Annotated in this window: 26 protein-coding genes and 5 tRNA genes; 7 read left to right on the top strand and 24 right to left on the bottom strand. The window is 31.5% G+C overall.

Annotated elements, in window-relative coordinates; translation table 11 throughout:
- The 19 genes from rplW to ACTTAS_RS02060 form a co-directional block, all read right to left on the bottom strand.
- Positions 1-294: a 50S ribosomal protein L23 gene (gene rplW / locus ACTTAS_RS02150; protein WP_262589101.1), complete on the bottom strand. Its 294-nt coding sequence runs from the start codon at positions 292-294 to the stop codon at positions 1-3.
- A 1-nt stretch (position 295) separates the two neighbouring features.
- A complete protein-coding gene (gene rplD / locus ACTTAS_RS02145; RefSeq protein ID WP_262589100.1) occupies positions 296-919 on the bottom strand; it encodes a 50S ribosomal protein L4 in 624 nt (207 codons plus the stop codon).
- Positions 919-1,629 carry a 50S ribosomal protein L3 gene (gene rplC, locus ACTTAS_RS02140; RefSeq protein ID WP_440678180.1) on the bottom strand — a complete coding sequence of 237 codons (711 nt, stop codon included), beginning with the start codon at positions 1,627-1,629 and terminating at the stop codon, positions 919-921. Before rplC ends, rplD begins: the two co-directional genes overlap by 1 nt.
- Positions 1,630-1,631: 2 nt before the next feature.
- A complete protein-coding gene (gene rpsJ / locus ACTTAS_RS02135; protein WP_023853699.1) occupies positions 1,632-1,940 on the bottom strand; it encodes a 30S ribosomal protein S10 in 309 nt (102 codons plus the stop codon).
- Entirely contained in the window at positions 1,940-4,018 is a 2,079-nt protein-coding gene (fusA, locus tag ACTTAS_RS02130; RefSeq protein WP_440676382.1) for an elongation factor G, read from the bottom strand. Before fusA ends, rpsJ begins: the two co-directional genes overlap by 1 nt.
- A 6-nt stretch (positions 4,019-4,024) precedes the next feature.
- Positions 4,025-4,495 (bottom strand): 30S ribosomal protein S7, encoded by a 471-nt coding sequence (gene rpsG / locus ACTTAS_RS02125; RefSeq protein WP_262589096.1) that lies wholly within the window; start codon positions 4,493-4,495, stop codon positions 4,025-4,027.
- The gene (gene rpsL / locus ACTTAS_RS02120) at positions 4,495-4,866 is read right to left on the bottom strand and encodes a 30S ribosomal protein S12 (protein WP_075506813.1); all 372 of its coding nucleotides are present in this window, start codon (positions 4,864-4,866) and stop codon (positions 4,495-4,497) included. Before rpsL ends, rpsG begins: the two co-directional genes overlap by 1 nt.
- A 171-nt stretch (positions 4,867-5,037) precedes the next feature.
- Positions 5,038-9,210 carry a DNA-directed RNA polymerase subunit beta' gene (gene rpoC, locus ACTTAS_RS02115; RefSeq protein WP_440678179.1) on the bottom strand — a complete coding sequence of 1,391 codons (4,173 nt, stop codon included), beginning with the start codon at positions 9,208-9,210 and terminating at the stop codon, positions 5,038-5,040.
- Positions 9,210-13,295 (bottom strand): DNA-directed RNA polymerase subunit beta, encoded by a 4,086-nt coding sequence (gene rpoB / locus ACTTAS_RS02110; protein WP_440678178.1) that lies wholly within the window; start codon positions 13,293-13,295, stop codon positions 9,210-9,212. Before rpoB ends, rpoC begins: the two co-directional genes overlap by 1 nt.
- Positions 13,296-13,351: 56 nt before the next feature.
- Positions 13,352-13,717, bottom strand: a complete 366-nt coding sequence (gene rplL, locus ACTTAS_RS02105; protein WP_262589092.1) for a 50S ribosomal protein L7/L12 — start codon at positions 13,715-13,717, stop codon at positions 13,352-13,354.
- A gap of 6 nt (positions 13,718-13,723) precedes the next feature.
- On the bottom strand, positions 13,724-14,242 hold the full coding sequence (gene rplJ / locus ACTTAS_RS02100) for a 50S ribosomal protein L10 (protein WP_428081222.1): 519 nt from the start codon (positions 14,240-14,242) through the stop codon (positions 13,724-13,726).
- 5 nt (positions 14,243-14,247) lie between these two features.
- Positions 14,248-14,937: a 50S ribosomal protein L1 gene (gene rplA, locus ACTTAS_RS02095; protein ID WP_440656754.1), complete on the bottom strand. Its 690-nt coding sequence runs from the start codon at positions 14,935-14,937 to the stop codon at positions 14,248-14,250.
- Positions 14,937-15,362, bottom strand: a complete 426-nt coding sequence (gene rplK, locus ACTTAS_RS02090) for a 50S ribosomal protein L11 (RefSeq protein ID WP_262589090.1) — start codon at positions 15,360-15,362, stop codon at positions 14,937-14,939. Before rplK ends, rplA begins: the two co-directional genes overlap by 1 nt.
- Positions 15,362-15,892, bottom strand: coding sequence for a transcription termination/antitermination protein NusG (gene nusG, locus ACTTAS_RS02085; protein ID WP_262589089.1), 531 nt, complete (start codon positions 15,890-15,892; stop codon positions 15,362-15,364). The genes rplK and nusG overlap by 1 nt, the downstream gene beginning before the upstream one ends.
- Positions 15,892-16,083, bottom strand: a complete 192-nt coding sequence (secE, locus tag ACTTAS_RS02080) for a preprotein translocase subunit SecE (RefSeq protein ID WP_262589088.1) — start codon at positions 16,081-16,083, stop codon at positions 15,892-15,894. The genes nusG and secE overlap by 1 nt, the downstream gene beginning before the upstream one ends.
- A gap of 17 nt (positions 16,084-16,100) precedes the next feature.
- Positions 16,101-16,176, bottom strand: a tRNA-Trp gene (locus ACTTAS_RS02075).
- 10 nt (positions 16,177-16,186) lie between these two features.
- Positions 16,187-17,377, bottom strand: coding sequence for an elongation factor Tu (gene tuf, locus ACTTAS_RS02070; RefSeq protein WP_262589086.1), 1,191 nt, complete (start codon positions 17,375-17,377; stop codon positions 16,187-16,189).
- A gap of 47 nt (positions 17,378-17,424) precedes the next feature.
- Positions 17,425-17,498, bottom strand: a tRNA-Gly gene (locus ACTTAS_RS02065).
- Between the two features lie 46 nt (positions 17,499-17,544).
- Positions 17,545-17,630: transfer RNA gene (locus ACTTAS_RS02060), tRNA-Tyr, on the bottom strand.
- 130 nt (positions 17,631-17,760) lie between these two features.
- On the opposite strand from ACTTAS_RS02060, the gene rlmB reads away from it, so the two are divergent.
- Together rlmB and ACTTAS_RS02050 are read left to right on the top strand one after the other, a co-directional pair.
- On the top strand, positions 17,761-18,504 hold the full coding sequence (rlmB, locus tag ACTTAS_RS02055) for a 23S rRNA (guanosine(2251)-2'-O)-methyltransferase RlmB (protein ID WP_440678177.1): 744 nt from the start codon (positions 17,761-17,763) through the stop codon (positions 18,502-18,504).
- A gap of 33 nt (positions 18,505-18,537) precedes the next feature.
- Positions 18,538-18,613: transfer RNA gene (locus ACTTAS_RS02050), tRNA-Thr, on the top strand.
- Positions 18,614-18,765: 152 nt separating this feature from the next.
- Here the strand turns inward: ACTTAS_RS02050 and ACTTAS_RS02045 are convergent.
- From ACTTAS_RS02045 to ACTTAS_RS02025, 5 genes are all read right to left on the bottom strand, one after another.
- Positions 18,766-19,536, bottom strand: a complete 771-nt coding sequence (locus ACTTAS_RS02045) for an NAD kinase (protein WP_440678175.1) — start codon at positions 19,534-19,536, stop codon at positions 18,766-18,768.
- A gap of 4 nt (positions 19,537-19,540) precedes the next feature.
- Positions 19,541-19,626, bottom strand: a tRNA-Leu gene (locus tag ACTTAS_RS02040).
- Between the two features lie 44 nt (positions 19,627-19,670).
- Positions 19,671-20,963 carry an NAD(P)H-dependent oxidoreductase gene (locus ACTTAS_RS02035; RefSeq protein WP_440678174.1) on the bottom strand — a complete coding sequence of 431 codons (1,293 nt, stop codon included), beginning with the start codon at positions 20,961-20,963 and terminating at the stop codon, positions 19,671-19,673.
- Positions 20,964-20,968: 5 nt separating this feature from the next.
- Positions 20,969-21,370, bottom strand: a complete 402-nt coding sequence (locus tag ACTTAS_RS02030; protein WP_440672185.1) for a gamma-glutamylcyclotransferase family protein — start codon at positions 21,368-21,370, stop codon at positions 20,969-20,971.
- Positions 21,370-22,119, bottom strand: coding sequence for a competence/damage-inducible protein A (locus tag ACTTAS_RS02025; RefSeq protein WP_440678173.1), 750 nt, complete (start codon positions 22,117-22,119; stop codon positions 21,370-21,372). Before ACTTAS_RS02025 ends, ACTTAS_RS02030 begins: the two co-directional genes overlap by 1 nt.
- Positions 22,120-22,139: 20 nt before the next feature.
- Here ACTTAS_RS02025 and sfsA point away from each other — a divergent pair, with 20 nt between their 5' ends.
- Genes sfsA through purS form a run of 5 tightly spaced genes read left to right on the top strand, consistent with a single transcriptional unit; the run spans position 22,140 to position 25,921 of the window.
- The gene (sfsA, locus tag ACTTAS_RS02020) at positions 22,140-22,838 is read left to right on the top strand and encodes a DNA/RNA nuclease SfsA (protein WP_440678172.1); all 699 of its coding nucleotides are present in this window, start codon (positions 22,140-22,142) and stop codon (positions 22,836-22,838) included.
- Positions 22,831-23,598: a type I methionyl aminopeptidase gene (gene map / locus ACTTAS_RS02015; protein WP_440678171.1), complete on the top strand. Its 768-nt coding sequence runs from the start codon at positions 22,831-22,833 to the stop codon at positions 23,596-23,598. Before sfsA ends, map begins: the two co-directional genes overlap by 8 nt.
- A gap of 6 nt (positions 23,599-23,604) precedes the next feature.
- Positions 23,605-24,897 (top strand): adenylosuccinate lyase, encoded by a 1,293-nt coding sequence (gene purB / locus ACTTAS_RS02010; RefSeq protein ID WP_440678170.1) that lies wholly within the window; start codon positions 23,605-23,607, stop codon positions 24,895-24,897.
- Positions 24,897-25,682 carry a phosphoribosylaminoimidazolesuccinocarboxamide synthase gene (gene purC / locus ACTTAS_RS02005; protein ID WP_440678169.1) on the top strand — a complete coding sequence of 262 codons (786 nt, stop codon included), beginning with the start codon at positions 24,897-24,899 and terminating at the stop codon, positions 25,680-25,682. Before purB ends, purC begins: the two co-directional genes overlap by 1 nt.
- Positions 25,679-25,921: a phosphoribosylformylglycinamidine synthase subunit PurS gene (gene purS, locus ACTTAS_RS02000; RefSeq protein WP_262589074.1), complete on the top strand. Its 243-nt coding sequence runs from the start codon at positions 25,679-25,681 to the stop codon at positions 25,919-25,921. The genes purC and purS overlap by 4 nt, the downstream gene beginning before the upstream one ends.
- The last annotated feature ends 1 nt before the right edge of the window (position 25,922 follow it).

The following is a 25,922-nucleotide window of genomic DNA, read 5'->3' as shown; positions in this document are numbered from 1 at the left end:
TTAAATTCCTGTTGTTAGATCAATGCTTTGACCTTTTTTTAGAGTTATGATTGCTTTTTTGTATCCTGAAACTTTCACTTTTTTACCTCTAGTAAGTTTAGTTCTATTTTGTTTATTAATGATGTTAATTTTAGTGACATTAACCTTAAAAATTTTTTCAATATTTTTTTTCAGGTTTTTTTTGTTAGCACCATCAGGAACCTTGAAAGTAATTTTATTCAATTCAGATAAGTTTGTTGATTTCTCAGTAACAACTGGAAAAAGAATTTTGTCGTATAAATGAATTTTATCCATATTAAGAATACCTTTTCTCCAATTCTTTTACTGAACTTTCTGTAAAAACAACTTTCTTAAATTTTATTATATCGTATGCACTAAAATGATTTACATCAGTAACTTTAACGTTTGGAATATTTCTTACAGATTTTTCTATCTTATCTTTTGAATTTTTATCAAGAATAATTAGTGAATTAGAAATCTCCAATTTGTTAATTATTGAATTCATTTCTTTTGTTTTTTTAATTTCAGAATTAAAATCATTTAAAATCAATAAGTTCTTATTATTATTTTTTTCAGTAATTAAAGAAGCAACACTTTGTTTCTTTTCATTTTTGTTCAACTTTCTTTTTTTATAAGCTAATTCACCTTTTGGACCATGAGCTATACCACCACCAACAAAAATAGGAGCTTTTCTACTAGCGTGTCTTGCTCCACCAGTTCCTTTTTGTGCATAAATTTTTGATGTCGGACCTTTTACCTCATTTTGTTGTTTAGTCTTAGCGTGTCTACCTTTGTAGTTAGCGTTTGTTTTGTACAAAACACTAGCAACTAACTTTTGATTAATTTTTGCAGAAAATATTTTGTCTAGCACTTCAATAGTATCTTTTTTTCCGTCTATGCTAATTTTATCTAATTTCATTATTTTTTCTTCTTATCTGGTGTTTTTTTTGCTTCCTCAGCAGCAGCTAATTTTTCACTGATTGTCATTTTATTTATATTTTTAACTGATCTTTTAACCATCACTTCAGCATTTTTTGATCCTGGAATAGATCCTTTTAAATAAAGTAGCTCATTTTCTAAATCTGTTTTTATTATTTCGATATTTTGCATTGTTCTTAGCTTATCACCCATATGACCAGCCATTTTTTTCCCTTTAAAAACTTTACCAGGATCTTGACTGTGTCCTGTTGAACCATGAGCTCTATGGGAAATAGAAACACCATGACTGGCTCTTAAGCCACCAAAGTTATGTCTCTTCATAGCACCAGCAAAACCTTTTCCAATTGTTTTTGATCTTGTATCTACAAATTTAATATCTTTGAAAATTTCTAAACCAAATTCATTTCCTTCTTTATAGGCAGAAGTATCGTTCACTCTAAATTCTTTTAATTTTTTCTTAGCTTCAGTGTTTTTCTTTGCAAAAACACCTTTCATTGCTTTTGTTAATTTTGAATTTTTTATTTTTCCATATCCAAGTTGAATAGCCTTATAACCTCTTTTTTCTTCCTCAATTACTTGAATAACTCTAGCTTTCTCAACTTTAAGAACTGTAACAGGCACTAATTGACCAGATTTATAAAACTCTCTAGTCATGCCAATTTTCTTACCTAATAATGCTATCTCACTCATAATTATATTTTTATCTCCACATCTACACCTGAAGCTAAGTCTAGTTTCATTAAAGCCTCTACTGTTTGTGGTGTTGGTTCAATAATATCAATTAATCTTTTGTGGGTTCTAGACTCAAATTGCTCTCTACTTTTTTTATCAATGTGTGGAGATCTTAAAACTGTGTATCTTTCAATTCTTGTAGGAAGTGGTATTGGACCCTTTATAGTAGCTCCAGTTCTTTTAACTGTATTAACTATTTCCTCGGTAGAAGCATCTAAGACTTTATTGTCGTATGCTCTTAGTTTAATTCTAATATTTTGTTTTTCCATTAACCTGCTACCTTTTTAGTTACTTCATCTTGAACGTTTTGTGGAACTTTAGAATAATGATCGAAGAACATTGAATATTGCGCTCTTCCTTGTGACATTGATCTAAGATTATTAATGTAGCCAAACATATTAGCTAAAGGGACCATTGCTGTTATAACAGTTGCATTTCCTCTTTGCTCTTGAGTGCTAATTTGGCCTCTTCTACTGTTTAAATCACCAATTACATCACCCATATAATCTTCTGGAGTAACAACTTCCACTCTCATAATAGGCTCTAAAAGCTTTAGTCCACCTTGTGTACAAGCTTCTTTAAAACATGCCCTGCTGGCAAGTTCAAATGCCAGAACGCTTGAGTCTACATCATGATGCAAACCGTCAACAATTGTTACTTTGTAATCAATCATAGGAAAACCTGCTAGTATTCCACTATCAGAAACTGTCTCAATACCTTTTTCAACACCAGGGATAAATTCTTTTGGAATAGCTCCACCTTTTATGGCACTTTCAACCTCTCTACCCTTGCCTGGTTCTTGAGGTTCAACAAATAATTTTACTTTAGCGAATTGGCCAGCACCACCACTTTGTTTTTTGTGTATGTATTCAAATTCAGCTGATTTTTCTATTGTTTCTCTGTAAGCAACTTGTGGAGCACCAACATTTGCTTCAACTTTAAATTCTCTTTTCATACGATCAACAATAATATCTAAATGAAGCTCACCCATTCCTTTGATGATAGTCTGACCAGATTCCTCATCAGATGAAACTCTAAATGAAGGATCTTCTTTAGCTAATCTTGCTAAAGCTTCACCCATTTTTTCTTGGTCACCTTTTGTTTTAGGCTCAACAGCAATTTCAATTACTGGTTCAGGAAATTCCATTGGCTCTAATAAAACAGGATTTTCTTTGTCACACAAAGTATGACCTGTCATAGTATTTTTTAAACCTGCCAAAGAAACAATATCACCTGCATTTGCTTCTTTAATATCTTCTCTAGAGTTTGCATGCATTAAAAGCATACGACCAACTCTTTCTTCTTTATCTGATGAAGAATTGTACACAGCAGTACCTGATTTAATTGTACCAGAATAAATTCTAACAAATGTTAATGAACCAACAAATGGATCATTCGCAACTTTAAATGCTAAACCTGAAAAAGATGATCCATCCTCGAATTTCATTTCAATTTCATCATCTGAACCAAGTTTAGTTCCTTTGATAGATCCAATATCCACTGGACTTGGAAGGTAATTAATAACTGCATCTAATAAAGGCTGAACACCTTTATTTTTAAAAGCTGAACCAGTTAAAACAGGAACAAAGCTAAAATTTAAAGTTCCTTTTCTAATGCACTTAACTAAATCTTCTTCTTTAATTTCATCGCCATTTAAATACGCTTCCATTAACTTTTCGTCTTGCTCAACTGCAGACTCAATTAATTCAGTTCTGTATTTTTCTGAAATTTCTTTTAAATCATCAGGTATATCTTTATATTCCCACTCAGCACCTAATGCTTCATTTTTCCACACTTGAGCTTTCATTTTAACTAGGTCAACAACACCAGTTAAAGAAGCTTCAATTCCAATAGGCACTTGTAAAACTAATGGTTTAGCACCCAATCTATCTCTGATCATATCAACACATCTAAAGAAATCTGCACCAGTTCTATCAAGTTTATTTACAAAACAAATTCTCGGAACTTTATATTTGTCTGCTTGTCTCCATACTGTCTCAGATTGAGGTTCTACACCAGCAACTCCATCAAATACAGCCACAGCACCATCTAATACTTTTAAAGATCTTTCTACTTCAATTGTAAAATCTACGTGGCCTGGAGTATCAATTATATTAACTCTGTGGTCATTCCAGAAACAAGTTGTTGCTGCAGAAGTAATTGTGATACCTCTTTCTTGTTCTTGCTCCATCCAATCCATTGTTGCAGCACCATCATGTACTTCACCAATTTTATGGCTTTTTCCTGTATAGTATAAAATTCTTTCTGTAGTAGTTGTTTTACCAGCGTCTATGTGGGCCATGATCCCAATGTTTCTATATTTATCTAATGTATGAGTTCTAGCCATAATTCTTTACCATCTAAAATGTGCAAATGCCTTATTAGACTCTGCCATTTTATGAACATCCTCTCTTTTTTTTACTGCAGCACCTTTTTTTTCATAAGCATCATACAGTTCGTTAAAAATTTTATCTGCCATGTGTTTGTCTTTTCTTTTTCTTGCTGAATCAACTAACCATCTTATTGCAAGTGCTTGAGCTCTTTTACTTTTTACCTCAACTGGCACTTGATATGTTGCACCACCTACTCTTCGTGATCTAACTTCTACAGTTGGTTTGATATTGTTAATCGCTTCATTGAAAATATTTATTGGTTCATCTTTAGTTTTTGTTTTGATTTTATCTATTGCTTCATAAACTATTTTTGCAGCAATACCTCTTTTGCCATCATACATAATGTTGTTTATTAATTTTGGAATTATAGTTGAATTAAACTTTGGATCAGGAACTATATTTTTTTTGGGTTGAGTTTTTTTTCTAGACATTATTTACCTTTTTTTGTTCCGTATAAAGATCTTCTCTGTTTTCTATTTGCAACACCTTGTGTATCTAAATTTCCTCTTAAGATATGATATCTAACACCAGGTAAATCTTTAACCCTTCCACCTCTAATTAGTACTACTGAGTGTTCTTGTAAGTTATGTCCCTCGCCTGGAATATAAGCAGTTACTTCAAAACCGTTTGACAATCTAACTCTAGCAACTTTTCTTAATGCAGAGTTTGGTTTTTTTGGAGTGGTTGTATAAACTTTAACACAAACACCTCTTTTTAAAGGTTGCTTTTGTAAAGCAGGAACTTTGTTCCTAGAAACTTGTTTAACTCTTTTTTTTCTTAACAACTGATTAATAGTTGGCATAATTTTTTTTTTTAAAATTAATTAATTTATTTTTGAGATGAAAATAACTGACAGGTTATTTTGTGGCAGCGTTTAGTACCTCAAGAGCACTACATTCCAACCAAAAACATCGCCAAAATACTTATTAATCAGCTATTGTCAAACTAAAACTGCAATTTTTAGGTGATTTTTTTATTGATTTACTTGTGTTTCTTCAGGCTCAGAAGCTTCAAGTTTGTCCTGTTCTGCTAAGAAGCTATTATCATCTTCCAAGGCCTTGTTGTTCCATCTGTTCTTGATATTACCCGTACCAGCAGGAACTAATCTTCCAACAATTACGTTCTCTTTTAAACCGTTTAATGGATCAACTTTCCCTTTAATTGCAGCATCTGTTAATACTCTTGTTGTCTCTTGGAAAGATGCAGCAGAAATGAATGATTCTGTTTGAAGTGAAGCTTTAGTAATACCCATTAAAACTCTTTCTCCAACTGCAGGAGTTTTGCCTTCAGCAACTAATTTTTCATTAGTATTATCAAACTTGATTCTATCAACCACTTCACCTGGTAAATAACTTGAATCTCCAGATACCTTAACTTCAACTTTCTTAAGCATTTGTCTTAGAATTGTTTCAATATGTTTATCGTTAATAATTACACCTTGTAATCGATATACTTCTTGAACTTGATTAACAAAATATTCTGTTAATTCTTTAATGCCTAAAATTCTTAAAATATCATGCGGTAATGGCTGTCCATCTAAAAGATATTCACCTTTTTGAATTTTTTCACCGGGATTAAAGTTAATGTGTTTTCCTTTTGGAATTAAATAATTTGATGGTTCTGATCCGTCTTCAGGAACAATCGAAATTCTTTGTTTACCTCTAACTTCTTTTCCAAAAACAACACTTCCATCATTTTCAGCAATAATAGCACTGTCCTTAGCTTTTCTAGCTTCAAAAAGTTCAGCTACTCTTGGAAGACCTCCAGTAATATCTTTGGTTTTCGTTGTTTCTTTAGGCAATCTTGCAATAACATCACCAGCATAAACTTTTTGACCATCTTTAATTGATAAAATTGAATCTGGTACTAAGTAATATCTAGCTTCATTGTCATCTGCTTTTTTAATTACATTTCCTTTTTCATCTCTTAAAGTAATTCTTGGTTTTAAATCTGTACTCTTAGATTGACCTCTCCAATCAATCACAGATTTTGATGAAATACCAGTTGCATCATCAGTAGTTTCTTGAATTGAAACGCCATCTATCAAATCAACATAACTTGCAATACCACTCTTTTCAGCAATAACTGGAGTTGTATATGGATCCCACTCACAAATTTTTGTATTTGCTTTAACTTTATCTCCATTATTAAAAAATAATCTTGATCCATAAGCAACTTTATAAACTGCTATTTGAACTCCTTTATCATCCTCAATAGAAAGCTGAGTATTTCTTCCCATTACAATTAAATTCTTTTTAGAATCTTCTAGAATATTTGAGTTAATAATTTTTAATGTTCCATCGCTTTTGCTGATAATTTGGTTATCTTGTTTAACCGAAGCTGTTCCTCCAACGTGGAATGTTCTCATCGTTAACTGCGTACCTGGTTCTCCAATTGATTGAGCTGAAATCATACCAATTGCTTCACCCACATGTACCATTTTACCTCTAGATAAATCTCTTCCGTAACAAGTGGCACAAACACCTTCTTTAGAACTACAAGTCATTACTGAATAAACTTTTATAGATTTAACACCTGCTGCATCAATTTTATCACAGCCTGCCTCATCAATCATTTCAGACTTTTTGATTATTACCTCACCACTTAAAGGATTTTTCACTTCAGCAGCTGTAACTCTACCTAGTGCTCTTTCTGCCAAACTAACAACTACATTACCACCCTCTAAGATCTCTGATAGTTCAATAAAACCTGGCTCTTCACATTTAATTTTTGTTACTGTTAAATCTTGAGCAACATCACACAATCTTCTCGTTAAATAACCAGAGCTTGCTGTTTTAAGCGCGGTATCTGCTAATCCTTTTCTTGCGCCGTGTGTAGAATTAAAATACTCTAAAGCTGTTAAACCTTCTTTAAAGTTAGATATAATTGGACTCTCAATAATTTCACCTGAAGGTTTTGCAATTAATCCTCTCATACCAGCCAATTGTTTCATTTGAGCTGCTGAACCTCTGGCACCGCTATCAGCCATCATAAATACTGAATTTATTTTTAAACCCTCTTCTGTTTTTTCAGTTGCAGAGATTCTTTTCATCATTTCACCCGCAACTTTATCAGTACATTTAGACCATGCGTCCACAACCTTGTTGTACTTTTCGCCTCTTGTAATCAAACCTTCGGCATATTGAGTTTCATAATCTGCAATTAATTTTTTAGTATCATCAATTAATTGAGTTTTATTTTCAGGAATAATTAAATCATCTTTTCCAAATGAAATTCCTGCTTTAAATGCATGCTTAAATCCTAAATCTTTAAGTTTATCACAGAAAATAACTGTCGTTTTCTGACCACAGAATCTAAAAACCACATCAATTATTTCAGAAACAACTTTTTTTGGTAGCAATCTATCAACTAATGAAAATTTAATATTGCTATTTTTTGGTAATAGGTTGGCTAATAAAAATCTTCCCGCAGTTGATGTATATTTTTCAATTTTCTTATTTCCTTGTTCGTCAACAGTTTCATATCTTGAAATAATAGTGCTATGAACGTTAATCTCACCTGAAGATAATGCAAACTCTATTTGATCAGAATTAGTAAAGTATCCAGATGGTTTATCCGTTACTGGTTCCTGTGAAAGATAATATATTCCTAAAATCATATCCTGACTTGGAACGATTATAGGTTTACCATTTGAAGGAGATAGAATGTTGTTTGTTGATAGCATTAATATTCTTGCTTCCAACTGAGCTTCTAAACTTAAAGGTACATGAACAGCCATTTGGTCACCATCAAAATCAGCATTAAAAGCTGCACAAGTTAAAGGGTGTAGCTCAATTGCATCACCTTCAATTAATTTTGGTTCAAAAGCTTGAACACCAAGTCTATGAAGTGTTGGTGCTCTGTTTAATAAAACAGGGTGTTCTCTTACGATTAACTCTAATGCATCCCATACAGCATTAGTTTCTTTCTCTACTAATTTTTTTGCTTGTTTAATTGTAGATGCTAAACCTAATTTATTTAATCTTGCGTATAAAAATGGTTTAAATAACTCCAAAGCCATTTTTTTTGGTAATCCACACTCATGTAATTTTAAGTCTGGACCAACAACGATTACTGATCTTCCAGAGTAATCTACCCTTTTTCCTAATAAGTTTTGTCTAAATCTACCCTGCTTACCTTTAAGCATTTCTGCAAGAGATTTAAGTGGTCTTTTACCTGTTCCAGTAATAACACGACCTCTTCTTCCATTATCAAAAAGAGCATCAACAGATTCTTGAAGCATTCTTTTTTCATTTCTAACAATGATGTCAGGAGCTTTAAGATCCATTAATCTTTTTAATCTATTATTTCTGTTAATAACTCTTCTGTATAGGTCGTTAAGATCTGAAGTAGCAAATCTACCACCATCTAACGGAACCAAAGGTCTTAATTCTGGTGGAATAACTGGAACCACTGTCATAATCATCCACTCTGGTTTTTGACCAGTTTCGATAAATGACTCTATTAATTTTAATCTCTTAATTGCTCTTTCTTCATTAACTTTAGATTTAGTCTCTTTAATAAAGCTAGCAAGATTTTTTCTTTCTAATTCTAAGTCAAGATTTTTTAACATCTCAAGAACAGCTTCTGCTCCAATACCTGCAGTAAAGCTTTCTTCTCCAAATTCATCTTGATATTTAGCTAATTCTTCTTCATTTAAAAGTTGGTTTTTTTGCAAACCAGTCAATCCCGGTTCGATTACTATAAAGTTTTCAAAATAAAGAACTCTCTCGATCTCTTTCAGCTTCATATCTACCGCAAGTGCAATTCTACTTGGTAATGATTTCAAGAACCAAATATGTGCCACAGGAGTTGCAAGATTAATGTGGCCCATTCTCTCTCTTCTTACATTAGATTTTGTTACTTCAACGCCACATTTTTCACAGATAATACCTCTAAATTTCATTCGTTTATACTTTCCGCATAAACATTCGTAATCTTTGATTGGTCCAAAAATTCTTGCACAGAATAGACCATCTTTCTCGGGTCTAAAGGTTCTATAATTTATAGTTTCTGGTTTTTTAATTTCACCAAATGTCCAAGATTTAATTTTCTCAGGACTAGCTAAAGAAATTTTTATACTATTAAAATTCTGTGCTTCAGAAATTTCACTACCTTTAAATAAATCAGTTAATTCTTTTTTCATTAATTAAGCTCCACGTTTAATGCTAATGATTTAATTTCTTTAACTAAGACGTTAAATGACTCTGGAATACCAGACTCGAAATTCTCTTCACCTTTAACTATAGTTTCGTAAACTTTGACTCTTCCAGCAACATCATCAGATTTTACAGTCAAAATTTCTTGTAAAGTATAAGAAGCTCCGTAAGCTTCAAGAGCCCATACTTCCATTTCTCCAAATCTTTGACCACCTAATTGTGCTTTACCACCGAGAGGTTGTTGTGTAACTAAACTGTAAGGACCTGTAGATCTTGCATGAATTTTATCTTCAACTAAGTGGTGTAGTTTCAACATATAAATTATTCCAACTGTAACTGGTCTGTCAAATTTTTCCCCAGTTCTTCCATCCCATAAATAAGTTTGTCCAGATCCTGGTAAGTTCGCTAACTCTAACATGTCAGTTACATTTTTCTCTTTAGCGCCATCAAAAACAGGAGTTGATATTGCGACACCATTTTGTAAATTTTCACACAGGTCTTTAAATTCGTTCTTACTTAATTTGTCTACTTTTTCATTGAAAGTATCTTCTCCATAAACAGATTTTAAAAATTTTTCTATTTTTTCAGTTCTTTCAATCTTTTTGTTGTTTTCGTTAACTAAATTTTTAATCTGCTCACCAAATTCTTTACAAGCCCAACCTAGGTGAGTTTCTAAAATTTGACCTACATTCATCCTACTTGGAACACCTAGAGGATTTAAAACAATATCAACTGGTCTACCATCTTCTCTATATGGCATATCTTCAACTGGTACTATTTTACTAACGACGCCCTTATTACCATGTCTTCCTGACATTTTATCGCCTGGTCTTAATCTTCTCTTAATAGCCACAAAAACTTTTACCATTTTCATAACACTTGGTAATAAATCATCACCACTTCTAATTTTTAAAACTTTATCTTCAAATCTTTCTGTAATGTCTTGTTTTGCTTTGTTGTATTGATCTTTAAGTTGCGTCAAAGTCGCTTCATCATTTACATTTCCAACTGTTATTTTAAATACATCATTTATAGAAAGATTATTAATTGCATCAAAATCAAGTTTTGTTCCTTCAGATAAATCTTTTACTTTTTTAGTTAATGATGATCCTGATAAAATTTGTGAAGCTCTTTGTTTAATGCTTCTCTCTAAAATTTCTTCCTCTACTAATTTATCTTGCTGAACTTGTTCAATTTCAGCTCTTTCAATAGTTATTGATCTTTCGTCTTTTTCAATACCATGTCTGTTAAATACTCTTACATCAACAACTGTACCACTAGCACCTCGCGACATTCTCAAAGATGTATCAGTAACGTCAATAGCTTTTTCTCCAAAGATTGATCTTAATAGTTTTTCTTCTGGTCCTGATGCTGAATCACCTTTGGGTGTAACTTTTCCAACTAAAATATCACCAGCATTTACTTCAGCTCCAATGTAAACTATTCCAGATTCATCAAGATTTTTTAAAGCTTCCTCGTTAACATTAGGAATATCTCTGGTAATTTCTTCTTCTCCAAGTTTTGTGTCTCTTGCCATTATTTCATATTCTTCAATATGTACTGAAGTAAATACATCGTCAGTTACACATCTTTCTGAAATCAAAATTGAGTCTTCAAAGTTGTAACCTTGCCATGGCATAAATGCTACTGTTACATTTTTTCCAAGTGCCAATTCACCTAATTTTGTTGATGGACCATCTGCAATAATATCACCAGATTTAACTTTATCTCCAACCCTAACAAGTGGTCTTTGGTTAATACACGTATTTTGGTTTGATCTTTTAAATTTTTGTAAGTTATAAATATCTACACCTGATTCACTAAAATCAGTTTCCTCTGTTACTTTAATAACAATTCTCTTACCGTCAATTTTATCAACAACTCCATCTCTCTTAGCAACAATCGTTACACCAGAGTCTAAAGCCACATCACTTTCAATTCCAGTACCAACCAATGGTGATTCTGGTTTTAAAAGAGGAACTGCTTGTCTCATCATGTTAGAACCCATTAGAGCTCTGTTTGCATCATCATTTTCCAAGAAAGGTATTAAAGATGCTGCAACAGAAACAAGTTGTTTTGGTGAAACGTCGATATAATCAATTGCATCTGGTTTTGATAAAAGGAAATTTAAATTTTGTCTGCAAGAAACAAGTTCCTCAACTATCTTTCCATTTTTATCTAACTTTGTATTTGCTTGAGCAATTGTAAATTTGGTTTCTTCCATTGCAGATAAATACTCAACTTTATCTTGCACAACCCCATCTTTTACTTTTTTGTATGGGCTTTCAATAAAGCCATATTTATTTATTTTTGCATAAGTTGATAAACTATTTATCAAACCGATGTTTGGTCCCTCTGGAGTCTCAATTGGACAAATTCTTCCATAATGGGTTGGGTGAACGTCTCGAACTTCAAATCCTGCTCTTTCTCTAGTTAGTCCACCTGGTCCAAGAGCAGAAACTCTTCTTTTATGTGTAATTTCAGATAATGGGTTCGTTTGATCCATAAACTGTGAAAGTTGAGAGCTAGCAAAAAAATCTTTCAACGAAACAGTTAATGGTTTTGCGTTAATTAAATCTTGTGGCATCGCAGACTCAACATCTAGGGTAGTCATTTTTTCTTTAATAGCCCTTTCCATTCTGTAAACACCAATTCTCGCTTGGTTTTCAACTAACTCACCTACAGAACGTACTCTTCTATTTCCTAAATGATCAATGTCATCAACATCATCCTTACCATCACGCAAATCTAACATTTTGTGAATAATTGCAATGATGTCATCATTTCTTAAGATCGTAATTTTATCAGAACACTCTTGGTTTAGTCTTGAATTCATTTTCACTCTACCAACATCAGATAGATCGTATCTGTCTGAGCTAAAGAAAAGATTGTTAAATATTTGAGTGGCTATCTCTATTGTTGGTGGCTCACCCGGTCTTAGCATCTTATATATTTCAGTTATAGCTTCATCTTTAGAGTTATTTTTATCTGCTAAAACAGTTGTTAACAAATATGGTCCTTTATTTATGGAATTTGTTACAGATATTTGTAAAGAGTGAATATTTGCATCTAGTATTTGTTGAATAATTGTATCATTAAGTTCAGTACCAATTTTAAACGTACCCTCTTCTTCATCACTTACCTTAACATCTCTATGTAAGAATTTTCCAAAAAGAGATTCCCTTGAAACTAAAATATCTTTAAGTCCGTCGTTAGCTAATTTTTTAGCATTTAAAAAATTAATTTTATCACCTAATTTTATTACTACTTCACCAGTTTTTGCATCAATTACTTCTTCAGAAAAGTTTTTAGATTTATAATTCTCAGGGTTAAATTTAGTTTTCCATTTTTCTGTTTTAGGATCAAAAGTATATTGCTCACTTTCGTAAAACTCATCTACAATTTCTGATTTTGAAAAACCTAAAGCTAAAAGTAAAGTTGAAGCAAATATTTTTTTCTTTCTATCAATTTTAAAATATAGAAAATCTTTAACATCATATTCAAAGTCTAACCATGATCCCCTGTTAGGTATTACTCTACAATTAAATAATAATTTTCCACTTGCATGAGTTTTTCCTTTATCATGATCAAAGAAAACACCTGGACTTCTATGCATTTGGTTTACAACAACACGTTGAACACCATTGGTAATAAATGTTCCACTATTAGTCATCATAGGTACTTCACCCATGTAAACTTCTTGTTCTTTTGCTGATAAAATATCTTTAGTATTGTTTTCTTGATCTATTTCGTAAACAACTAATCTTAAAGTACATTTAAGAGCTGAAGAATAAGTTAGACCTCTTGTTATACATTCTTCAACATCAAATTTAGGTTTTTCTAACCTGTATGAAACATATTCAAGAGTTGCTTTGTCATTTAAATCTTCAATTGGAAAAATACTTTTAAAAACTCTATCAAAGCCTTTTGTTAACTCGGTTTCAGCATAAAATTCGGTTAATTCTTTGTAAGAATTTTTTTGAACTTCGATAAGATTTGGTATTGATAAGCTTTCTTTTAGTTTACCAAAACTTTTTCTAATGTTTTTTTTTTCAGTAAAAGATAATTGCATCTATATATATTAATACTGATTAAAAATAACCAGTATTTGAATTCTTTCTAATTAATTTATTTAAGTTCTACTTTTGCGCCAGCAGCTTCTAACTTAGCTTTGATCTCTTCAGCATCTTTTTTGTTAACACCAGATTTAACTTCTTTTGGTGCTCCCTCTACAAGATCTTTTGCTTCTTTTAAACCTAATGAAGTAGCTGCTCTTACTTCTTTAATAACGTTAATTTTTTTATCGCCCGCAGAAACTAGCATGATAGTGAAATCATCTTTCTCTTCTGCTGGAGCTGCACCACCTGCTGCTGCTGGAGCTGCTGCTGCCATTGGAGTTACACCCCACTTTTCTTCTAACTGTTTTGAAAGTTCAGCTGCTTCAGCAACAGTCAAACTTGATAAGTCTTCAATAATTTTATTTAGGTCAGGCATATTTTTCTACTCTTTGGGTTGTGTTTCAGAATTTTCTGCGGACAAACTACTCATTTTTTCCGAATGTGCAAGCAAAATACTAATTAATTTTGAGGCCGGAGCGTTTAAAATACCCACAATATTGGCTCTTGCTTCATCTAGTGTAGGTAAACTAGCAACATTTTGGACACCGGCCTGATCTAAGACCTCATCATCCATTATTCCACCGATCAATTTAAGATTCTCGTTATCTTTAGCAAATTTAGACAATATTCTTGCAGACATTATTGCATCTTCACCAAATGCAACCGCTGTTGGACCTGTGAAAAGATTGGATAAATCTTTACACTTAGTTTTCTCCAATGCTAATTTTGTAATTCTGTTTTTAGTAATCTTAAAGACGATACCATGCTCTCTCATTTTTGCTCTTAAATCATCTAATTGAGTCATTGTTAAGCCTTGATAGTGTGTAACCATCACAGCTTTACTACTCTCAAATTTAGAAGTCATTTCTTCAATATAATTTTTCTTTTGTTCTTTGTTCATCATAACTATATCGATTTTCCTAATTTAACTTTGTAAGAAACACCCATAGTAGAAGTCGCAAAAACACCTTTTATTAAATCACCTTTGAGTGTGTTGTTAGATTTTTCTTTTTCAAGTGCATCTATTATTGCATTATAATTTTTTAATAATTGATCATCACTGAATGATTTTTTTCCAATACTTACTCCAATATTTCCATCTTTATCATTTCTAATTTCAACTTGTCCTGATTTTGCATCAGTAACTGCTTGTTTAATATTTTCAGATACTGAACCAAGTTTTGGATTTGGCATTAATCCTTTAGGACCTAAAACTTTTCCTAATTTCGAAAGTTTAATCATCATACCTGGTGTACAAATTAATTTTTCAAAATTTAAGTCCCCACCTTTTATTTGTTCAACAAATTCATCTCCACCAACAATATCTGCTCCTGCATCTTTTGCTTCTTGTGCTTTATTATCTTCACAAACAACAGCAACTTTTACTTTCTTACCTGTTCCTCCAGGAAGATTTACTACAGTTCTAATGTTGACTTCACTTTTCTTTTGCTTGTTATTTATTTGAAAACTTAAATCTAGAGACTCATCAAATTTTGTCGTGCAGTTTTTTTTCAGTTCAGGCAATAATTTTTCAATAGACTCTGAATTTAAGTCTTTAGTTTTTTCTGGTAATTTTTTATATCTTTTTGAAGCCATTATTCTTTCACCTCTATACCCATTGATCTAGCTGAACCTGCAATAATTTTTACTGCTTCATTTATATCGTGAGCATTTAAATCATTCATTTTTTCTTTAGCAATATCTTCTAATTGTTTTTTAGAAATCGAAGCTACAATATTTCTTCCTGGCTCTTTTGATCCACCTTTTAATTTAACAGCTTCTTTTATATAAAAAGATGCTGGTGGTGATTTAATTTTAAAATCAAATTTTTTATCTTTATAAACAGTAATTTCAACTGGAACAGGTTTTCCAGCCATAGATTTTGTTTTGTCATTAAATGCTTTACAAAATTCCATTATATTAACGCCACGTTGACCTAAAGCAGGACCAACAGGAGGAGCAGGATTAGCTTGTCCGCCTTTAATTTGTAACTTTATAAATCCACTTATTTCTTTTGCCATTAGCTTACTTTCTCAACTTGGTTATATTCTAAATCTACTGGTGTTGGACGACCAAATATAGAAACTGACACCTTAAGTCTAGCTTTTTCTTCATCAATTTCTTCAATCATTCCATTAAATGATGCAAATGGACCATCAACAACCTGAACTTTTTCACCAACGCTGTAATCTATACCAGATTTTGGCTGAGCCACACCATCTTTAATTTGGCCTAAAATCTTCTCAACTTCCTTATCAGAAACAGGTACTGGGATGCCTTTTGATCCAAGAAAACCACTAACTCTCTTTATTCCTTTAATCATATGATAAATATTGTTATCCATTTCACTCTTTATTAGTACGTATCCAGGAAAATATTTCTTTTTTCTTTGAATTCTCTTTCCTCTTTTAACTTCCGTAACATCGTGAGTTGGAACTATAATTTCTTCGAATTTCTCACTTATTTTAGCCTTATCCGCTTCTTCTTTAATTAATGAAGCAACTTTATTTTCAAAACTGGAGTGTGATTGAACAATGTACCAATTTTTCATTAAATACTCACCTTTAACAACAACTCTAAGAAGAATTTAAGAACCTGATCTAATAAAAGAAAGAATAAGGACATTACAACTGCCATAACGAATACCATTAAAGCACCTTGCAAAGTTTCTTTCCAAGTAGGCCAAGTAACTTTGAAAGCCTCTTGTTTTACTTCCTGAATAAATTTAATCGGGTTCTTCATAATTCTTTAGCTCAAATTGGCAGGAGCGGAGGGACTCGAACCCTCAGCCTCCGGTTTTGGAGACCGGCGCTCTACCAATTGAGCTACACTCCTATTTATAGAGTTACTCTATAATTTTAGTTACTACTCCTGCTCCAACAGTTCTACCACCTTCTCTAATAGCAAAGTTTAATTTTTCTGCCATTGCAATAGGTGTAATCAGTTTAACAGTGAATTTAGCATCATCACCTGGCATAACCATTTCAGTACCTGCTGGTAATTCTACTTCTCCTGTAACGTCTGTTGTTCTAAAATAAAACTGTGGTCTATATTTTGTAAAGAAAGGAGTGTGTCTTCCACCCTCGTCTTTTTTAAGAATATAGGCTTGAGCTTCAAATTTAGTATGAGGAGTTATTGATCCAGGCTTACAAAGAACTTGACCTCTTTCAATGTCAGTTCTCTCAATACCTCTCAATAAAATTCCTACGTTATCACCAGCTTCACCTGAGTCTAAAAGTTTTCTAAACATTTCTACTCCAGTACAAACTGATTTTTTTGTTTCTTTAATTCCAACGATTTCAACTTCCTCACCAGTTTTAATTACACCAGATTCTACTCTTCCAGTTGCAACTGTTCCCCTTCCTGAAATTGAAAATACGTCCTCAACCGGCATCAAGAATGGTTTGTCAACTTCTCTAGCTGGTTGCGGGATATGTTCATCAACAGCTTTCATTAATTCTAAAATTGAATTTTTTCCAATTTCATCATCTCTTTTTTCAACTGCTGCTAAAGCCGAACCTTTAACGATTGGAGTTGTATCTCCAGGATATTTGTATGAAGTTAAAAGTTCTCTAATTTCTTCTTCTACAAGTTCAATCATATCTTTATCATCAACTTGGTCTACTTTATTTAAGTAAACAACAATTGCTGGAATACCAACTTGTCTTCCTAAAAGAATATGTTCTCTTGTTTGTGGCATAGGACCATCAGCTGCATTAACAACTAATATTGCTCCATCCATTTGTGCTGCACCAGTAATCATATTTTTTACATAGTCAGCGTGACCAGGACAGTCTACGTGAGCATAGTGTCTTTTTTCAGTTTCATATTCAACGTGTGCTGTTGAAATTGTAATTCCTCTTTCTTTTTCCTCTGGAGCTTTATCGATTTGATCGTATGCTACAGCTGTTCCACCACCAGCTTCAGCTAATACATTTGTTATAGCTGCAGTAAGGGTTGTTTTACCATGGTCGACATGACCAATAGTCCCAATGTTACAGTGGGGTTTACTTCGTACGAATTTTTCTTTTGACATTTCTTTTTAACCTCAGTTTTTTTTTTTTGTTTCTTACTTTAATTTCTTGGAGCGGGTAAAGGGAATCGAACCCTTACATCCAGCTTGGAAGGCTAGCGTTCTACCATTGAACTACACCCGCACAACCCCAAGAGTAACACTCCATTGTTATTTAAAATTATATTAAATGGTGGAGGGGGAAAGATTCGAACTTTCGAAGACCGAAGTCAACGGGTTTACAGCCCGCCCCATTTGACCGCTCTGGAACCCCTCCTTTGGGGAAGTGTCCCCTTGTTCAATATAGCTTCAAATAACATGCGTTTTATATATTTTATTTATCCAAATGCAACACGTGATTTATTAAGAAAAACTATTAAAAAACGTGTAAAACACATCATAATTTTATGAATAAATCATCTTTTTTTATTGTTGGTCAACATGCGGTAATGGAAGCATTACGTAATCCAAATAGGAAAGTTTTAAGAGTGTTTTTAACAGAGGATGCTAAAAAAAGTATTCATAGAAAAAATCCAAATAAAAATCTTCTTGAAGAGGTAAAAGTCTATTTTAAATCAAAAAAAGAGTTAGACAAATACTCATCAAAAGAACAATTAATGCATAATGGATATGTTGCTGAGATTGAACATTTGGATCAACCAGAATTAAAAGAATTTATTAAAGAAAAAAATAATTTAACCTTTGTATGTTTGGATGAAGTTACTGATCCAAGAAATATAGGTTCACTCATTAGAAGTGCAGCATCATTTAAAATTGATGGTATAATAATTAAAGAGAGACATTTTCCAAAAGATAGTAAATTAATGTATAAATCAGCGAGTGGATGTATGGAGCATGTAAATATTTTTGAAGTTTCAAATATTAATTCTACTTTAAAAAATTTAAGAGAAAAAAATTTTTGGGTTTATGGTTTTGATTCAAAGGGCCAAAAAGATTTTACTGATGTCAAATGGGAGGGAAATAATATTTTACTTTTTGGATCAGAAGGATTTGGAATGAGGCAACACACTGGAAAATATGCAGACTTTTTTGTCAAAATTGACATCAATGAAGAAATAGAAAGTTTGAATATATCAAATAGTGCAGCAATAGTGTTTCATCATTTAAGTTATTTAAAAAAAAAGAGTTGATTATTTAACAAATAATTAATAATTATTGCGCATGCCCTTGTAGCTCAGTTGGTAGAGCAATTGATTTGTAATCAATAGGTCCGCGGTTCGAATCCGTGCGGGGGCACCACTTCTTTCTTTACCAAGCAGTTAACTTCAAACACTTATCAAAATTCTCGATACGAACATAGCAACCGAAGAATGACATTAATTTAAATGCAAAAAATCCTGCAAATAAAACTAAAGCAACTATTATAATTGGATTAAATTTATTCATTAAATCTAATTTGTTTCTTTTCTTATTTGTTCAATTTTAATTTTTTTTTGTAAACTTCTATTTTTATCATAGAGAAGATTAAACTTAATTTTATTATTTATTTTAACAGTAATAGATTTCGCATTTCTTACTTCCAAATTATCTGCAACTGCACTAATGGGTCTCTTCGATGGATTTAGATTTGTGATAACAATTTTAGATTTATCATTAACTATTTTACCCTTCCACCTTCTTGGTCTAAATGCGCTAATTGGAGATATGGATAATTTTTTTGAATGAAGACTTAATATAGGTCCATGAACAGATAAATTGTAGGCGGTGCTTCCAGCAGGTGTAGACACCAAAACTCCATCAGAAACTAATTTTTTTATAATTTGTCTAGAACCTTGTTTAATTGATAACGATGCTGCTTGTCTGCTCTGTCTTAATACAGAAACTTCATTAATAGCAATAGATTTTTTTATTTGATTATTTTTATTTCTTACAATCATCTCTAAAGGAGAAATTGAAACCATATTTGCTTTGGAAAGGTTTTTTATAATATCTTTTGAGGAAAATTTATTCATTAGAAAACCGTAGTTTCCAGAGTTAATCCCATAGAAAAATTTATTAGAATTTTTGTTTCTTTTAAGAGTTTGGAGCATAAAACCATCTCCTCCTATAACAATAGTTAAATTTTTGTTTTGAAAATTATTAGAACTAATTTTTTTTAATAAAATATTTTTTATACTTAAGGATTTCTTATTTTTATCAGAAATAATTTGTAGTTTGTTCATTTAATGGTGCCCTCGGCCAGACTCGAACTGGCACTCCGCAAGCGGCAAGGATTTTAAGTCCTTTGTGTCTACCAATTTCACCACGAGGGCATTAATGAATTTCACTGTTATATCCACAATTATTTATAACTCAACTATATTAAATTGTATTGGTAATCTCTAGCTTCTATTACCTCTTTTGGTAAATTAAGCTCAACATCACTAATTTTTATTATTTCATCTTTACTGATATTTTTTTTCAATATTGCATTATCGGTTAAACCAAGTGGTAAAATCATTTCATTTTTCGAATTTTGAGATGTAATTAATTTACCTCTTGCACAAAACCCTCCTTCTCCGTCGAGCTTTTCACCAACTTTTAAATCTTTTTTTGCAACACTTGCAACATCTGCATTATAGTTTTTCGTATAACCTGTTGCTCTATTATCAAGCGCTATAGAATATATAGACTGAGCAAGTTCTAAACCAATATAATGATAAGGTCTCCATATTGCCGAGTAGTTTCCAGAGGAATCTGTGACCATTCCATAATCTTTAAAACAATTTTTTACATATTCATTTTGAGCTTTAATTACAATGTATACACCCCACCTCAAGTCATTAGGAATATCTTTTTTATTTAAATCAATACTTGATATAACTTCAACTTGACCTTCAAAATCAATTAATCCACCATCTTTTTTTGGTATTAACATTTTTGCTATGTCATAAACTCCAACTGGAGGAAAAGTTAATCCGTTAGAAGGACATTTAAGATTTGCAGCATTGCTTACTGCGCACATTTCAATTGCAGATTTATCACCACATAGAAAACTATTAAACATTTTTGGATTCATTCCTGACTCATACTCTGCCCTTTCTTTAGTTAAGCCATAATGGCCCCAAACTGTATCGGGTGTGGAATATTCAAAACTTGGATGGTATTTTGTTCCTTTTCCAGCGCAAATAACTTCAAAACCATTAAGTCTAGCCCATTCAATTTGTTCTAGAATTAACGAAGGTTGATCGCCATAAGCCATCGAACAAATAACTCCATTTTCTTTAGCTAAATCTGATAAATATTTTCCACATGTGATATCTGCCTCTACGTTAACTAAAATCAGATGTTTCTTTTCTTTTAAAATTTTTGTAGCGTGGACAGTACCTACAATAGGGTTTCCTGTTGCTTCAATAAAGATTTCAATATTTCTATCAATAATCTGATCAAGAGAAGTTGAAAAATTCATTTTAGATACCTCTTCTTCACTTACTCCACTTTTTAAACAATTTTTTTTTGCTTGATCAATATTGAGGTCAACTATGCTATCAATTTTAATTTTATTTAAGTTGGAATATTGTGATAAAAACATACTTACAAATTTTCCACATCCAACAAAAGCTACTCTTATTGGATGTTTTCGATCCTCTAATTTTGTGTGTAAAAACATTTCAATTAAAATTGTAAGGCTTTTGTGAGAAATTTTTTATCTAACTTGCAATCTTTATATCCTCTTTTAACTATATTTAGATATCTTTCTGTAGGAAACTTAAAAGGAGATTTCTTAACCATTGTATAAGTCATGACTTTTTTTCCATAATAATAAAAATAGTGTTTTTTATATAAAATTGGAAAATCCTCATAAACATCCAACTTTTTCTCATCACTTTTTGAAATTTCAAATAATCCACCTGGTACGATTGAATTTTTTTTTGGCTCAATGTCTGCTGCTCTATATTTGCTTCTAAATGTTAATTTAAAATCTTTTAAATTTATTTTTTTTAAAAAAACACTGTCTTTGCATCTTCGTTTCATTTGAAAATGATGAAGATTGCTACCATAAGCAAAATACAACATTACCGCTCAACTACCTCAATTTTTTTTTCATTTACAAATTTTAAAATCTGCGAATTACAATCATCAATTTTATTTTGATCTTCTGATCTAATAACTATCGATACACCAAGCTTACCGGCATGAAAAAATGGGTAACTGCCAATCTCTACATCCAAATTATTATTTTGTACTTTTGTTAATGAACTTGCTATTTCACTTTCAACTGTTCTTAAACTTATAGTTAAGCTTTTGATTGGTTCACCTCCAACTATATTATTTGTTAATCCACCTAACATGGATTTTAAAATAGAAGGAACCCCTGGTAGAGAATAAACATTCTCAACATTAAATCCTGGAGCACCACTTGTTGGATTTAAAATAAGATTTGCATTTTCAGGCATCCATGCCATTTTCTGTCTTCCCTCATTAAATTCTCCTGGTTGATAATATTCTTCTAGAATTTTGAAAGCTTCTTTGTGAACTTCATATTTTATTCCAAATGCTTTTGAAACTGATTGGGCTGTTATATCATCGTGAGTAGGTCCAATACCACCAGTTGTAAAAACATAATCATATTTTGATCTAAGTAAATTCAGTGTTTCAACTATAATATTTTCTACATCAGGAATTACTCTAACTTCTTCAACCTTTACCCCTATAGAATTTAACCAAATTGCTAATGTTGAAGTATTAGTATCTTGTGTTCTCCCAGATAAAATTTCATTACCAATAATTAAAATTGAAGCTTTAAATTTTGCTTTTTTATCCATATGAAATATATAATTTACTCATGGAATTTACCAAGTCTTTAGTAAAAGGCAAACTAATCAAACGTTACAAAAGGTTTTTTACCGACATAAAACTTGGCAAAGAAATTGTCACAGCTCATTGTCCTAACACGGGTTCTATGAAAGGCTTATTGGATGAAGGTAATGAAGTTTATTTACTACCAAATAATGATCCAAAGAGAAAATTAAAATTTGGACTTGAGATAATTAAATCAAGAAGAAACTTGGTAGGTGTTAATACTCATATGGCTAACAAGATAGTAAATCATGCTATCGAGAATAATTTAATCAATGAATTAAAAAATAGCGATAAAATTAAACCAGAGGTATTCTTTAACAAGGAGACTAGATTTGATTTTTTGCTAGAAAAAAAAGATCAAAAAAGTTTTGTGGAGGTCAAGAACGTTACTTTATTCAGAGATAAAGAAACCGCTGAGTTTCCAGATGCCATTACTTCAAGAGGATCTAAGCATTTATTAACTCTTATTGATGCCATAAATAAAGGTTATGAAGGTTATCTAATATTTTTAGTTCAAATTCAAAATATGAAATATTTTAAAATAGCTAAAGATATCGATGAAGAATATTATGAAAATTATAAAAAAGCTAAAAAAGCTGGTGTAAATTTTCTAGCTTATAGATGTGATATAAGTTCAAAAAAAATTATTATAGATAAAAAACTTAAAATTTTAGATGAGTGATTATAAAGAAAAATTTGAAAAAATGAGAGTTGCTGGTGATTTAGCAGCAAGGACACTTGATATGTTAACTGATAACATTAAGGAAGGTGTCTCTACAGACTATATAGATAAATTAGGATATGAGTTTATAAGAGATAATGGAGGTCACTCTGCTCCACTCTACTATAGAGGTTTTACAAAATCTTTATGTACTTCACTAAATCATGTTGTGTGTCATGGAATTCCTTCCGATAGAATTTTAAGAGATGGTGATGCAGTTAACGTTGATGTTACAGCAATTGTAGATGAACATTATGGTGATACCAGTAGAATGTTTTGTATTGGTAAGACACCAATTAAATTGAATAATCTTATAGACGCTACATACGAATCTATGATGAGAGCAATTCGAATTTTAAAACCAGGAATTAAATTAGGTGATATTGGTTACGAAATTCAATCATTTGTTGAAGAAAAAGGATACTCTGTTGTTAGAGATTTTTGTGGTCACGGTATAAGTACAACATTTCATGAACCACCAAACATTTTGCATTATGGAAGTAAAAACTCAGGACCAGAGTTAAAACCTGGAATGACTTTTACAATCGAGCCTATGATAAATTCAGGTAAATATGATGTTAAAATGTTAAATGATGGTTGGACTGCTGTCACAAAAGATAAATCTTTATCAGCTCAATTTGAACATACGTTAGGAATTACTGAAAATGGTTATGAAATCTTTACAGAATCTGCTAAAGGTTATCAAAAGCCTCCATACTAATAATTAATGATTAAAAGATACTCTCGAAAAGAATTAACTGACATTTGGTCAGAAGAAAATAAATATAAAATTTGGCTGGATGTAGAAGTTGCAGCTGCTGAGGCTATGGAAAAACTTGGTCAAATACCAAGAGGAGTAGCTTCAATTGTTAGAAAAAAAGCAGTCATCAATGTAAATAGGATACATAGAATTGAATCTGAAGTTAAACATGATGTTATAGCTTTTCTTACCTCTGTTACAGAAAAAGCAGGAATTAAAGCAAGATATTTGCATCAAGGGATGACTTCATCAGATGTACTTGATACCAGTTTTAATATTCAATTAGTTCAATCTGGAAAAATAATTCTTAAAGATATCGATCAAATTTTAAAAGTACTTAAGAAGCAGGCAAAAAAATATAAAATGACTCCATGTATGGGAAGAAGTCATGGAATTCACGCTGAACCAGTTACTTTTGGATTAAAATTAGCTTCTTTTTATGAGGAATTTAAAAGAAACAGAAAAAGACTTAGAGATGCAATAGATGAGGTATCAACCTGCGCAATATCAGGAGCAGTTGGTACTTTTGCAAATATAAGCCCAAATGTAGAAAGGCATGTTGCAAAAAAACTAGGTTTAAAAGTTGAACCTATTTCAACTCAAGTTATTCCAAGAGATCGACATGCTTTTTATTTTTCAGTCCTAGGTATTATAGCAGGTTCAATTGAGAGAGTTGCAATTGAGATAAGACATTTACAAAGAACAGAGGTTTATGAATTGCAAGAGTATTTTTCAAAAAATCAAAAAGGATCATCTGCAATGCCTCACAAAAAAAATCCAATTTTAAGTGAAAACTTAACTGGTTTAGCAAGGATGGTTAGAAGTGCTGTGATACCAGCTCTTGAAAATATAGCGCTATGGCATGAAAGAGACATTTCACACTCAAGTGTTGAAAGAAATATTGGTCCAGATGCAAATATTACAACAGACTTTGCATTAGTTAGATTAACAAATATTTTAGACAACATGATTGTTTATCCTAAAAAAATGTTAGAAAACTTAAATGTAACAAAAGGGCTAATTTTCTCTCAAGAAATTATGCTAGAATTAACTAAATCTGGTTTAAGTAGAGAAAAATCTTACAGAATGGTTCAATCGTATGCGAAAAAATGTTTTGCAGAAAACTTAAATTTATTTGATGTGATCTCTAGTGATAAGTTTATTATGAGTAAAATTAAGACAAAAAGGCTTAAATCAATATTTAGTTACGCAAAACACTTTAAAAATGTGAATTTGATCTTTAGAAGAGTTTTTAAATAATGAAAAAAGGAAAAAAACTATACGAAGGTAAAGCAAAAATCATTTATGCAACAAATGATAAAAACTTAGTTATCCAATATTTTAAAGACGATGCGACAGCATTCAATAATCAAAAGAAAACTACAATTGAAGGTAAAGGTGTTTTAAACAATAGAATATCTGAACATATTCTCTCAAATTTATCTCAAATAGGAATTAAAAATCATTTAGTGAAAAGATTAAATATGCGTGAACAAATAATAAAACTAGTTGAGATAATTCCAATTGAATTTATTGTTAGAAATGTTGCAACAGGATCTATCACTAAAAGACTAGGTATTGAAGATGGAACTGTTTTAAAAGAACCATTAATTGAATACTGCTTAAAAGATGACAAATTAGGCGACCCTCTAATTGCAGAAGAACACATAATAGCATTTGATTGGGCTACTAAAAATGAAATTGATAAAGTTAAAAAAATGATTTTGAGAATTAATGACTTTATGATTGGTATGTTTAGAGGAGTTGGAATTAAGTTGATAGATTTTAAACTAGAATTTGGAAGATTAAAATCTAATGGGAAGCAAGAAGTAATACTCGCAGATGAAATTAGCCCAGATACATGTAGACTTTGGGACAGTATTACTGATAAAAAACTTGATAAAGACAGATTTAGAAAAGATTTAGGTGATTTAATTCCAGCCTACACAGAAGTTGCTAAAAGATTAGGTATTTTACATGAACAATCCAATGTAAGTGCCGTAAATGTAACAAAATTATCATCTGTTAAAAGAAAAAAGAAATGAAAATCTCAGTAGTAATCACTTTAAAAAAAGATGTGCTAGATCCACAAGGTAAAGTTATTCATCAAACTTTGGATGGTATGGGTTTTGATGATGTTAATGAAGTTAGACAAGGTAAATATTTTGAAATTGATACAAAAGAAAATGATCCAAAAAAAGCTAAAGATAAAGTTGAAGAAATGTGTAAAAAACTTTTAGCCAATCTTGTAATTGAAAACTATAAAATTATCGATCTAAAGTAAT

The organism is Candidatus Pelagibacter sp. HIMB1611, from assembly GCF_052047715.1.
Classification (GTDB): Bacteria; Pseudomonadota; Alphaproteobacteria; order Pelagibacterales; family Pelagibacteraceae; genus Pelagibacter.
This window is presented reverse-complemented; position numbering and strand designations above follow the sequence as displayed.